14 protein-coding genes are annotated in these 12,480 nt (G+C 45.5%); 10 read left to right on the top strand and 4 right to left on the bottom strand.

Translation table 11 applies throughout. The annotated features are described in order from the left end of the window. Positions 1–150 precede the first annotated feature (150 nt). Positions 151–1,368 carry an EAL domain-containing protein gene (locus tag M3202_RS20470; RefSeq protein WP_251225080.1) on the top strand — a complete coding sequence of 406 codons (1,218 nt, stop codon included), beginning with the start codon at positions 151–153 and terminating at the stop codon, positions 1,366–1,368. A 124-nt stretch (positions 1,369–1,492) separates the two neighbouring features. Here the strand turns inward: M3202_RS20470 and M3202_RS20465 are convergent, their stop codons facing one another. Both M3202_RS20465 and M3202_RS20460 read right to left on the bottom strand, forming a co-directional pair. Next, positions 1,493–1,795 (bottom strand): YppG family protein, encoded by a 303-nt coding sequence (locus tag M3202_RS20465; protein WP_251225079.1) that lies wholly within the window; start codon positions 1,793–1,795, stop codon positions 1,493–1,495. 12 nt (positions 1,796–1,807) lie between these two features. Next, positions 1,808–2,239, bottom strand: a complete 432-nt coding sequence (locus M3202_RS20460) for an Hsp20/alpha crystallin family protein (RefSeq protein WP_251225078.1) — start codon at positions 2,237–2,239, stop codon at positions 1,808–1,810. 139 nt (positions 2,240–2,378) lie between these two features. Between M3202_RS20460 and M3202_RS20455 the strand changes: the two genes are divergently transcribed. From M3202_RS20455 to M3202_RS20435, 6 genes are all read left to right on the top strand, one after another. Further along, a complete protein-coding gene (locus M3202_RS20455; protein WP_251225077.1) occupies positions 2,379–3,299 on the top strand; it encodes a dipeptidase in 921 nt (306 codons plus the stop codon). Between the two features lie 28 nt (positions 3,300–3,327). Then, positions 3,328–3,606, top strand: coding sequence for a hypothetical protein (locus M3202_RS22740; protein ID WP_354570804.1), 279 nt, complete (start codon positions 3,328–3,330; stop codon positions 3,604–3,606). 423 nt (positions 3,607–4,029) lie between these two features. Then, on the top strand, positions 4,030–4,797 hold the full coding sequence (locus M3202_RS20450; protein WP_251225076.1) for a SurA N-terminal domain-containing protein: 768 nt from the start codon (positions 4,030–4,032) through the stop codon (positions 4,795–4,797). 268 nt (positions 4,798–5,065) lie between these two features. Continuing rightward, on the top strand, positions 5,066–5,983 hold the full coding sequence (locus M3202_RS20445; RefSeq protein ID WP_251225075.1) for a class I SAM-dependent methyltransferase: 918 nt from the start codon (positions 5,066–5,068) through the stop codon (positions 5,981–5,983). A gap of 420 nt (positions 5,984–6,403) precedes the next feature. Next, entirely contained in the window at positions 6,404–7,339 is a 936-nt protein-coding gene (locus tag M3202_RS20440; RefSeq protein ID WP_251225074.1) for a chemotaxis protein, read from the top strand. A gap of 313 nt (positions 7,340–7,652) precedes the next feature. Then, complete coding sequence (locus M3202_RS20435; RefSeq protein WP_251225073.1) at positions 7,653–7,958, top strand: HesB/YadR/YfhF family protein; 306 nt, start codon at positions 7,653–7,655, stop codon at positions 7,956–7,958. On the opposite strand, the gene M3202_RS20430 is transcribed toward M3202_RS20435, so the two are convergent. After that, positions 7,955–8,878, bottom strand: a complete 924-nt coding sequence (locus tag M3202_RS20430; protein ID WP_251225072.1) for a nucleoside hydrolase — start codon at positions 8,876–8,878, stop codon at positions 7,955–7,957. The genes M3202_RS20435 and M3202_RS20430 overlap by 4 nt on opposite strands. An 83-nt stretch (positions 8,879–8,961) precedes the next feature. On the opposite strand from M3202_RS20430, the gene msrA reads away from it, so the two are divergent. After that, positions 8,962–9,504: a peptide-methionine (S)-S-oxide reductase MsrA gene (gene msrA, locus M3202_RS20425; RefSeq protein WP_251225071.1), complete on the top strand. Its 543-nt coding sequence runs from the start codon at positions 8,962–8,964 to the stop codon at positions 9,502–9,504. Positions 9,505–9,765: 261 nt separating this feature from the next. Then, on the top strand, positions 9,766–10,950 hold the full coding sequence (locus M3202_RS20420; protein WP_251225082.1) for an alpha/beta hydrolase: 1,185 nt from the start codon (positions 9,766–9,768) through the stop codon (positions 10,948–10,950). A 101-nt stretch (positions 10,951–11,051) separates the two neighbouring features. Here the strand turns inward: M3202_RS20420 and M3202_RS20415 are convergent, their stop codons facing one another. Beyond that, a complete protein-coding gene (locus M3202_RS20415; RefSeq protein WP_251225070.1) occupies positions 11,052–11,291 on the bottom strand; it encodes a DNA alkylation repair protein in 240 nt (79 codons plus the stop codon). 310 nt (positions 11,292–11,601) lie between these two features. Between M3202_RS20415 and M3202_RS20410 the strand changes: the two genes are divergently transcribed. Next, positions 11,602–12,471 carry a VOC family protein gene (locus M3202_RS20410; protein WP_251225069.1) on the top strand — a complete coding sequence of 290 codons (870 nt, stop codon included), beginning with the start codon at positions 11,602–11,604 and terminating at the stop codon, positions 12,469–12,471. The last annotated feature ends 9 nt before the right edge of the window (positions 12,472–12,480 follow it).

Raw genomic sequence — 12,480 nt, 5'->3', positions numbered from 1 at the left:
AGGGATTTAGTGTCGGTGTGGTAACCTCACTATTGCCTAAATTTCAGGGGGTGGCAATTTTTTTGCTTATAAAGCCCTCTATCAAGGTATTTTATAACCTATTTCTTATAAAAGTTTTGACAATACGAGGGTTGTTAGGGAGGTGGATGAATGGATCCATTAGATGTCATGATGAACAAACAGATGATCCGGCCATATTTCCAGCCGATTATCAGTGCAGATAAGCAGCTGGTCGTTGGCTATGACGTATTGGCAAGGCTGGAAACCGACGAGGGGATAAAAGGCTTTGACGGGCTTCTGGAGGATAAAAGCATTCCCGATGAATATAGATTGGAACTGAACGAATACTTACAGCGGAGCGCGCTGGACGCTTTTGTGAAAACAGATCAAACGTCGACTTTGTTTTTTGCCTATGACATTGAGCTGCTGTACAAGGATAATGCCGAGACATTTATCCGTTGTCTCGAATCCTTTAACGAGTATGACCTGAATCCCCACCAGATCGTTCTGAAGCTAAAGGAAAATGAAATTGTCGAACGGATCAGTGAATACAAGCATTTTTTCGCCTATATTCAAAGCACGGGCATCAGAATAGCGATTGACGAAGTGGGGAAAACAGGCAGCTACCTCGACCGGATTGCGGTGCTAAAGCCGAATATCGTGAAGGTGAACGTCGCTTTTTTGGATGAGGATGCGCTTCCTCACCTGTATCGTGAAGTTCATCATTCCTTATCGATGCTCTCCCGTAAAATTGGCGCGACGCTGCTGTTTGACGGGATTACAAATTTTAATCAGCTCAACTATGCCTGGAGAAATGGCGGTCGCTATTACCAAGGCTTATATTTGCAAGGAGAAAAGGCTGACTTTGTCGAGGCGGATTGCTGCAAGGATAAAATGCAAAAGGAATTTCAGCATTTTATCGTTTATGAGCGCAAAAAGATGGAAGCTCAACTGACGTTAACGAATGAATTAAACCAGCAGCTGAAGCAGGTCATGAAAATGATAAATCCCGAAGATACATATGACGAAATGATTATGAAAGTGGCAAAAGAATGCGACGGGTACGCGTTTCGCGTGTATCTTTGCAATGCGGAGGGCTTCCAGCAATCGTCGAATGCCGAAAAAAATGCAGAGGAAAGCTGGGTGCTTCGTGAGGAAGGACGCTTTAAAAACTGGAGCTGGCGGCCGTATTTTTTAGAAAATATTGTGCGGATGAATATCGAAAAGAGGGGCTTTCTTTCGGATTTGTACACGGATATTGACCGGGATGAACGGATCCGGACTTATTCCTATCCGATTTCAGAGGATCTTTATTTATTTCTTGATATCCCATACGACTATTTATTTGAACAGGAAGGCTTGCTGTAAAGCAAGTCTTTCGGCTGTGCACTAAACGGATCAGCGTGCTGGAAAAGGAAAGAGATCGAAAGCCTTGCAAGCTTACTGCAATGATTTTTCTTACAAGGCTCACTCGGCAAGAAAGAGGGCAGCTTTATTTTTTCAAAAAGAAGCTGCCTATCTGTTTGACGATCGGGCTGACCTGGCTTACAGTTTTCACCACTTGATCAACGGTTTGGACGGTCCGGCCGACATCAAAGCTGCCATTTTCGCCGATGAAGGCTGATTTTAAAAATGATGTCTTCTTAGGCTTATAGCCAAACGCTTGAGATGACGGGTCCATTTGCTGCATATATTGTTGATAAGGGCGACCGGGCCGTTGATGCGGCGGAAACGGATATGGATGGCTGCCGTGCTGATAGGGTGGCATTTGCCGATTACGCTGCCGTGGGAACATGCTTTTTCCTCCTTACGAATCAATTGAGATCGGCTTGCGCTTTGTTGGAATTTTGATGCGCAGCAGGCCGTTTTTATAGCTTGCCTTGACGCTTTTTTCATCAATATAGAACGGAACTGGAATCGTGCGTTGGCGAATTTGTGTTTGTGACTGGCGCTTCCTTATTCCTTTGGTGTCATCCGCGTACTCGGTATGCTCTTCATTATTAATTTGAATCCGGATTGATTGTCTGTAGATGTCAAGCTGAATTTGCCGTTTGTCAATCCCGGGCAATTCAGCCTCAGCGATCCAATGCTCCTGATCCTCGCTGATGCGAACCGGAATGGGAGCAAGGAACAACGGATGATCGTGTAATTGCTGATATGTGTTAGTAAAGAAATCATCAATCGATCTTAAAATATCATGATAGCCATGGCTTTTTTTGGACTCACGCTGCTCAGACATGTCCGTCCCTCCTCCTCTATGCTAGTTGTCACTATATCCATATGTGCAGAGGCGGTAAATGTGCATGCCAACAGCGGATTCAGCGGCCTAATTCAGCAGGAGAAGCTGTGAGTTTTTCTTAACGAAAGGAGAGTAGCCCGTGATTATTGATACACATTGTGATGCGTTATTAAAGCTGTGGGAGCAGCCGAACCGCTCCTTTTTCGATGCTGCTGAAATCGATACGAACGCCAGCCGGCTGAAAGAGGGGAATGTCGAGGTTCAGCTATTTGCGATCTTTGTCGAGCCATGGATCAAGCAGGAGCAAAAATTTCAGGTTGTGCTTGAGCAAATTTCGCTTTTTCATGAGAAGATCATTTCCCCTTATCCGTTCATGCGCCATTTGACAACATGGAGTGAGCTGGATGACCTGCAGGAGGGCGAAATAGGGGCGGTATTGACGCTGGAAGGACTCGATCCGATCGGCGATGATTTGACGAAGCTGTCGATTCTGCTGCAGCTTGGCGTACTGTCTGTCGGCTTAACCTGGAATCAGGCCAATCTCTGTGCGGACGGCGTCGGCGAGCCGCGCGGGGCTGGACTCTCCCTGCTCGGCAAAGAGGTGGTCGAGCTTCATAATAAGAAACGAATATTGACGGATGTCTCGCATTTAAGCATCCAGGGATTTTGGGATGTGATCGAGTTGGCTGATTATCCAATTGCCAGTCATTCCAATGCCTATAAGCTGTGCGCACATCGCCGAAACCTGCTGGACGAACAAATTAGCGCTCTTGTTAAGCGTAACGGCTTTATCGGACTTGTCTTCCACCCGCTCTTTCTGACAGAGAAGGAGCAGGCGACGATTGACGATGTCCTGCGTCATGTTGAGCATATGTGTGAGCTCGGGGCAAGCCGTCATATCGGCTTCGGCTCGGATTTTGACGGGATTGATGTCTATGTCGATCAATTGAAGCATAGCGGGCACTATGGTAAACTGGTCAATGAATTGGAAAAGCACTATTCTGCGACAGTTGTCAAAGGGTTTCTCGGGGATAACTTCAGAAGAACGGTTCCAAAATAAAACGAGCATAAAGTGAGGTGGAACAGCGTTGAATATTACAGATAAAGCGCGCGACTTTGTGAAAAGCACGATGGAAGAGCACGGAATCTCTACAATCCGGGTCGTTTTCGCAGGCATGGGCTGAGGAGGCCCGAAGCTTGGACTGGCTCTGGATGAGCCGGCAGAAACCGATGTAAGGGAAACGATTAACGGGATTGAAGTGGCGATAGAAGCAGGAGTGGTGGAGAGTGTCCGGACAGTTACTCTTGACTACCAGGAAACAGACGGTGGTGGCGGTCTTGTCATTGTCGGACAAGATCAATGCTAACAGATAACCCGCGCAACTGAATGAGAGCAGTGAGATGAAACGATCGCTCTTGCGCAATCTCTGTACCGAAGGCGGCTGCTTCCTATAGATTCTGATCAGCAGGTTGCAGCCTCAGAGTTCTTTCACTGCCTTAAGCCCGGGGAAAAGGTGCAAGTCAACCTTTATCCCGGGTTTTTTCTTCTTTTCGGTCAGTGGAATCAGCTGGCGGTTGAAAATTTACACAGTTTTTGAAAGTGTTATACCCCCCTTTCTACCCGCAGTGGAATAACAAGGTTTTTCGCGTCTTCTTTCTTTCATATATTTTCATAATAATGGTGATCAAGTCTGCAGACGTTGGAGGAAGCCATTGTTCGCGGTGTAAGGAGATGTCATTTGTGTTACAATAACTAAAGGTTTTTGATAAGGAAGGGGATTGAGAAAAATATGAAAAAGATGTTTATGATTTTTGGGACTGGCCTACTGGCTCTCAGTCTTGCAGCATGCGGGGGAGAGTCAGATCAGCAAGCTGATACCCCGGAAGGAGAAGCAACCGAGACCGATCAACAGGCTCCAGACAGTGAGGAAGTTGCACAGGATCCTCAGTCAGTCCTTGATACGGAGAACATACCCGACGTCATTGCAACAGTAAATGGCGAGGATATCAATAAGGATATTTATGTCGCTTCCTTGGAGCAGCAGGCCAACCTGCTATTAGCACAAGGAATTGAGCTTGAAAGCGAAGAAGCGGCCGGCTATCTTGAAATGCTGGAAGAACAGCTGCTGCAGCAAATTATTAATGAACGCATGATTATTCAGGCAGCTGATAATGAAGGAATCGAAGCAACGGATGAAGAAATTGATGCCGAGCTTGATTTGATTACGTCACAATTTGAATCTGAGGAGCAGCTTCAAGAGACTCTTGATGAGCAAGGTGTCACGATGGAAGAACTGCGGGCGGACATTTCCGATTTTGTGAAGCGTGATAAGTATGTTGAAGCCCACACAACGGCCGAGGAAGTATCGGATGAAGAGCTTCAGGCTGCTTACGATGAAATGGTGGAAATGGCCGGTGAAGGCAGCAGCGAGCTACCAGCGTTCGAAGATTACCGCGAAGAGCTTCAGGCTCAGCTGCAAAGCGAAAAGCAGCAGGAACAGCTTTCGCAAATCATTGAAGATTTACGGGAAGAAAGCGACATTACGATTCATATTTAATACAAAGGGCTGGGATGAGAGGGGTTTTCCCTTTTGCCCAGCCCCTAAGCAATGAGCATGAGCGGAACCTCCACTCTCTTTTAAAGCCCGTTATGAAAAAGCTGCTGAAAATGTACGAGTTTCACTTTTTCAGCAGCTTTTTCAATAGAAGTTAAAATGATTGACAAAAAAATATATTTGTGCTATAATTTACAAATTTTAATTTATCTTATATAATGAGATTCTCTTGGCCGAGGGGAATCTTATTTTTTGTGGGGAGGAAGTTGGTATGAAAGAGAATGAGTCCAGTTTAACTTCTTTAGTGGCAGCTTTTGGACGAGCCTACCATAGTAAATATGACTCGCCAAAAATTTTCAATGATTTTATGGCCATAAAATTAATTTCACCAAAAGAGTATCAAAACATAAAAGAGAATATGGTTAAAGGCATTCCGTTCTTTAACAGAGAAATTGCGGAAAAGTTTAAGGATAATCCAGATGAAATAATAAAATGGATAACGCAAGTACAGTTATCACCAACGCCTTTGGCGCGTGCAGCGTATTGTGAAAATGTTCTCCTAAATGAATTTAGTTTAGGGGTTAAGCAATATGTCATACTTGGGGCAGGATTAGATACGTTCTCTTTACGGTATCATGAATTGGAAAACACTGTTGAAATTTTTGAAATTGATTATCCAACAACACAGTCGTTTAAAATCCAAAGGTTGGATGAAGTTAGGTTGAAAATACCGAGTAATCTTCATTTTATTCCAATGGATCTCACAAAAATGTTTTCGTATGAAAAACTATTTGAAAAGAGCTTTACGTATAAAAAAACATTTTTTAGTTTACTGGGAGTCTCATATTATTTAACGAAAGATGAACTTTCCAACTTACTAGAGTATTTATTTGATAAAGTTCCACCTGGTAGCTCTATTGTTTTTGACTATGCCGATGAAAGACTTTTTAAGGAAAAAGGGCTTTCCAACAGAGTTGAAAACATGGTGAAAATGGCTGCAGCTGGAGGAGAGCCGATGAAAGCTTGTTTCTCATTTTCAGAAATGGAGAAAATGTTAGAGAAAGCAGGGTTGCTAATTTATGAGCATTTATCTCCTACAAAAATTAAAGAGCGTTTTTTTAACAATCGAAATGATTATTTAACTGCGTTTGAAACAATTCATTACATTCATGCGGTAAAAAAACAATGATCTAAAATCAAGAAAAAACGGGACAGAAGTAAAATTTATGAAGCAGAGTATGGCAACGGCTTTGAGCTTAGATAAAAGGTAAAAGCTGATATGTTTACCTTTTGTTTCAAGTTTTTTTATTTCAAGTAGTTCGTGCAGAACCAGAGCCTCTTTTATTTTTTTATTTAAATTATTTTATGTTACAAGAGCTGTTATGGAAGAACACATCAGGGCAGTTAAAAAAACAGCTCCATCACGTCGCGCTTATAAAGCGATTTTGTAATAGGTCGATTCCCGCCACTTTTTTCCTCTATTTTCGAAAAATTAAACTTGCCCGATGTTACTAGCTCTTATACACTAGAGGTATCAATACTATTCGTTTCGTCTTAGGAATAAAGGCGCAATCGCCGAGGCGGACATGAGTGATGGAGGAGTAGCCGAATGCAGTTGAACAATAACGGGATTTTGCTGGAAAGCGGTACGAATGAACTGGAAATCGTAATGTTTAAAGTCGCTCAAGGCACATTTGGAATTAATGTATTAAAGGTGAGAGAAATTATTAATCCTTTGCCGATTACCGACACTCCAAATGGACATGAGCATGTGGAAGGCGTCATCCGTTTGCGGCAGGAGGTTATTCCGGTCGTTGATTTGGCAAAAGTGCTTAACTTACCCGCATCGGAGGAACCGGATCAGGATAAATTTATCATTTCCGAGCTAAATAAGATGAAAGTCGCGTTTCACGTTCATAGCGTATCAAGAATCCACCGGATTTCCTGGGAACAGATCGATAAGCCGAGCGAGCTCGCCCAGGGACACTTAAGCCATACGATCGGCATCGTGAAACTGGAGGATGAGATGTCCCTTTTGCTTGATTTCGAAAAAATTGTCGTCGATATTAACCCTGATACAGGATTGAGTGTTGATCGTGTAAAAGCGATGGGGGTACGGGAACGGTCAGCGAAACTGATTTGCATTGCCGAGGATTCTGCTGTGCTGAGAAAGCTGCTTTCTGATACGTTGTCCGAGGCGGGTTACACGAATTTGATGTTTTTTGAAAACGGAAAAATGGCCTGGGAGTTCCTTGAAGAGCAGGCGCTCGCGGGAAAGGACGCTGTTGCCGGCGCAATTGATCTCCTTATTACGGATATTGAAATGCCACAGATGGACGGACATCACCTAACATTGCGTTGCAAAGCCAATCCGCAGCTCCAGCACGTTCCCATTGTCATTTTTTCTTCTTTGATTACAGACGACTTGTTTCATAAAGGAGAGAAAGTGGGCGCGGATGCGCAGATCAGCAAGCCGGAAATTGTTCAGCTTGTGGAGAAAATCGATGAACTTCTCGCTGAAAGTCACGCACAGCCTACAGCCTGATTGGCAGTGGTTCAACGAAAAAGGAACCGGGTTAAAAGGAGCAATTTCCATTTAAACCGGCTTCTTTTTTTGCATTTGCTTCAAGCTCTCGTGCTGTTCTTTTGTCAGCAGTCCCAGCTTAAGAAGCAGCAATCCGTAAAAGTTTGTTTTATTCATCGCGATTCTCCTTCTCTTGTGTAGAGGATTACGATATTTTATTCACTAAGGCCATAAAAGTTTCCAAGGGGAAACTTTTATGGCCTTATGCCTGTTTGTGTTTTTTTAGACAGTCTGGTGATAAATTGATATGATAATTATGAAGGAAGTGAGTGAAATGAACATTACGATTACAAAGCCGGCATTGCAATGGTTTAAAGATGAATTTTCCTTTGCAGACGAAGGAAAACATTATATTCGCTTATTTGCCCGTTATGGCGGATGCGGTTCGATCCAAAGCGGTTTTTCGTTAGGAATTACACAGGAGCCTCCAGCTCAAATAGGGGCCGAGACTACTGTAGATGGGATTATATTCTATATAGAAGAAGCCGATATTTGGTATTTTAACGACCACGATGTAACGATAAAATATAGCCGCAAGCTCGATGAAATTGAATTTGTCCATCAAAAGTCAGAAGGCTAAGCGGTGAAAAGATGAAAAACATGGCGCAGCACGGCCGGAGCATTGACGTCCAAGGCGATGCGTGGATAAGGCCCCGGCGGCTGCTCTGAAAGTGGACGCATATCAGCCACCGTCATTCCTCTGCTTAATCCTTCCGCTGTAATAATGGCGACGCGATAATGGCTGTACGTGAACAAGGAAGGTTCAGCGAGCGCGACGAGGGTTAGTAAATCATGAACCGGGATTGTCAACGAGCCATTTTCCTGACTGTTGAAGCGCTGATAAAACTCGGCGAGCCGCCGTATGAGCGGATTGGCTCCTGCTGCTTCCATCTCAAAGAAAAATCCGGGCGGATAAAGAACCTCATTCGTGACATTTAACGGAATCATTGTGAGATTGGCAGCCTGCTGGACGACAATTTTGGCGGCGGCCGGATCGTCGTAAATATTTGCCTCGGCGAAGGGAGTAATATTTCCCGGCACAGAAAAAGCTCCTCCCATGAGATAAAATTCCTTTATCCGCTTCATCAAAGCAGGATAAAGTAAAAAAAGTGCAGCTAATGTGGTCAGGCGCCCGAGTGTGACAATGGTAAGCTCTTCGGCGTGCTGATCAAGCAGTGGAATGAGCTGGTCAATGTTTTCGGCCGGTTGTTCCGTGATTAAAAAAGGGTGTAAATCGCCCAATCCGTAAGGGCCGTGGATCGTCGGCTGAACATCCGGCGACTCGCCGGTAATCGGACGCTCCGCCCCGGTAAATACCGGTATGTCGCTCCTTCCACCTTCATGTAATAAATAGATGCTGTTGCTGACGGCGTACCGGCGAAACGTGTTGCCGTATTCGGCGACAACAGCGAGAATATCGAAGGATGGCTGGCGCAACGCATAGAGCAGGGCAATAGCGTCATCAATGCCGGGATCGGCGAAAAGAATGATTTTTTTCATGCGATCACCTTATGTTTTTTCTTTTTTAGTGTATGTGATTGCCGTGCTATTTAGTCGGTTGAAAAGAGGAAGGAGGGAACGGAATGAACGAAGAAAAAGATAAGGACCGCTACGAGAAAGCGACCTTTGCCGGAGGCTGCTTCTGGTGCATGGTCAGTCCGTTTGAAGAGCAGCCGGGAATTATCGCAGTTGAATCGGGCTATATGGGCGGTCATATTGAACAGCCAAGCTATGAACAAGTAAAAGCAGGGAACAGCGGTCATTATGAAGTCGTGCAAATTACCTTTGATCCGAAGCTGTTTTCTTATCAAAAGCTGCTTTCCCTCTATTGGCCACAAATTGATCCGACCGATCCGGACGGTCAGTTTGCTGATCGCGGGCCGCAATACCGCACCGCGATTTTTTACCATACAGCCGAGCAAAAACGGTTGGCGCAAGCTTCAAAGGAAGACATCGCGGCGAGCGGACGTTTTAAAAAACCGATCGTGACGCAAATAAAAGAAGCGGCCCCCTTTTACCGGGCAGAGGACTATCACCAGCAATTCCATAAGAAAAAACCGGCCGAATATAAACAGGACCGTGCGCAGTCCGGGAGAGATGAATTTATTAAGGAAAACTGGCGCTAGGCGGACGGCAGTCGCTGCTATTGGGATGTGTCAAAAGAAAACGCCGTTTTCTTTTGACACATTTCCTCTTTATTCTCACACTTGGACAAGTTATTCAGTATATAATATTGTAAGCGCATACAAAACAAAGTTCGACATATTTCGTCATTGTGTAAAAATCTATTAAAATATCGTAAAAACTCTTACAAATCTATTTAAAATTTGGTATGATAGAAATAATAGAATTATCAGACATCTAAGGAGGGGAGCACAGTGAAGAAATTGGTAAAGAAATTTACACTTTGGGCAAGCATTGTTTCCTTAACCGGGATCGTTTGCGCCTTAATTGTTATTATTTCCGTTCATTTCTGGATGCATACGGAAGCGGGGAAGGTTCCACCTAAAACAGCTGTGCTCCTCCATGCCGTTCATCATAATCTTGTCACCCCGGATATGAAAGCCCCGAGCTTCTTTTCCCAAGGCGGCAAGCCCAGCTATACAAGTCAAATGATTGACATTCCTGTATCTGATGGCAGTAAAATCGAAGCAAAGATGTACCAGCCCCTGCAGGAAGGACCTCATCCGATTATTCTCTACTATCATGGCGGGGCCTTTATGGAAGGCTATGGCAGCATTCATACACACGATAACATCGTCCGCTCTTTAGCAGCGCGAACAAACAGTATTGTTATTGCCGTCGGCTACCGCGTGGCACCGAAACATCCGTTCCCGACAGCGATTGAAGACAGCTATGACGCGCTCGTATGGGCGGAGTCCCACGCGGATGAAATCAATGGAGATCCAACGAAAATAGCAGTTGTTGGTGACAGTGCCGGTGGCAATATTGCGACAGTTGTCTCTCTGATGGCCCGCGATCGGCAGGGACCTGCTATAACGGCGCAGGCTTTGCTTTATCCGCTGACAACTTTTCAGGATATCGAATTCGATTCACGTCTGAAGTATGATAGTGGCTACTATCTCTTGTCGCGAAATGTCATGCTTAGAGCGCGGGATACGTATACGCCGGACCAGGCAATGTGGAAGCTGGCATACACGTCGCCACTTGAAGCGGAGGATTTGTACCAGCTGCCGCCGGCGTTAGTCATTACGGCTGAGTTTGATCCGCTCCGGGACGAGGGAGAAGCATATGCCGAGCGATTAGCTGAGCATGGCGTGCCCGTCGAGGCGATTCGCTATAATGGTGTGATGCATGGCTTCATTTCCTTTTATGAGGTGATGTACCGCGGCAACCACGGATTAAGTGAAACGGCAAAGTTTTTACACAACTCTTTTGAAGCGGAGCCGCAATATGAGCCATATAAGCTCCAAGTGTTTAACGGGACGAAAGGGACCCCGCAGTTGCGGGATCAGGTGGAAGCCTATGCGATCGGCAGCTTTTTGCTTGGCAAGCAGGCGCTGTCCTTCTTAAGTCCCGAGTATGCTTCAGGCGAAAACCGGGTTCCGTAAATGTCTCGGAATGCATCAAAAGGGAATCGCAGCCCCTTTGATGCATTTTTTGCGTAACATGTGTCCGGGAATTCAAGCAGAAGAAACGCCACGCGGTTTTCTTACTGCTGAGCCCGTTTTATGAACATTTGCTCGTCCTCGATCAGTCCGCAGGTCGCACATTGCACTTTAAGCTGCGGCCCCCGGTAAGGAAGATGAAAAGGACCGGCCTCGCCCGCGTCATAAGACTCCAGAATGTCACCGCTTTGCGCATCAATTTTGACCGGTGTTGCGACCTGCTCAATTAAGTTGAAGCGTGAGCGGTTTGTTTTGCAGTTTGGACAAAGATATGGATGTGTCATAAAATCCCTCCTTATGATGAAGCTGCTGAAAAAGGATGATTTTCACTTTTTCAGCAGCTTTTTAGTCATGAGCGTAGCCGTTGCCTGGTTTTGAAAGCCTTGCTACGAGCGGGTTTGTCGAAGCAAGGCGCGCAACGTGCGGAGCCATTACTCTTCTTCGAGTTAGGAAAAAGGATGATTTTCAGTGGCCTCCTTACGTTTAGTATTTCCAGTTTTTTTTTCTTCATCGGCAGATTACTCGACAAATCACTATTTCTCACATAAAATGACGACATATCATTCAGGACGATGAGAGGGAGGAGTGAAGAAGATGAAAGAGTTTCATCATGCGCACAACATTCATGTTGGGCAGGTAGTTTTGAAAATTAGCGATTTACAGCACTCCTTAAAATTTTATCAAGAGGTGATCGGCCTCCGCGTCTTACACGAAGAAGCAGACCGGGCGACGCTTACCGCTGACGGACTGTCGCCATTGCTTATCCTCGAACAGCCGGAACATGTCACGAAAAAGCATGGACGGACGACAGGCTTGTATCATTTTGCTCTGCTCGTGCCATCACGTCGCGATTTAGCGGATCTGTTTCGCCATTTGCTGGAGGTGAAATGGCCCTTACAGGGAGCGGCCGATCATTTCGTAAGCGAAGCGATTTATCTGGCTGATCCGGATGGCAATGGAATTGAGCTTTACAGCGACCGCCCAGCTTCAACATGGAAGTGGGAGAATGGCGAAGTGCTGATGGCGACGGAGCCGCTTGATTATCAACATCTTTTGTCAGAAGAAGCAAAGGAATGGAGCGGAATTAGCGAACAGACAATCATCGGCCATATTCATCTTCATGTGGCGGAATGGCAGGAGACGGAAAAGTTTTATGGTGAGGGGCTCGGGTTCGAAGTGGTTTGTCGTTACGGAACGCAGGCACTTTTTGTTTCAACCGCCCGCTATCACCATCATATCGGCTTAAATACATGGAACGGGCTCGGCGCGCCTGCTCCCGCGCCGGAAAGCACCGGCCTCCGCTATTTCACGCTCATTCTGCCGAGCGCGGAAGAGAGAACGGCGGTCGTCCAGCGCCTTCAGTCACTCGGCTTCCAGGTTACGGAGCTTGATGATCGCGTTGCTGTGGAGGATCCTTCAGGGACGGCAATCCACCTTCTTACATACGGAGAGAAAGTCGTTTAATCGAATACA

Origin of the sequence: Halalkalibacter oceani (assembly GCF_023715605.1) — a bacterium.
Taxonomy (GTDB): Bacteria; Bacillota; Bacilli; order Bacillales; family Bacillaceae_D; genus Halalkalibacter; species Halalkalibacter oceani.
Note: the sequence above shows the minus strand (reverse complement) of the source record. Positions and strands in the feature narration are given on the sequence as shown.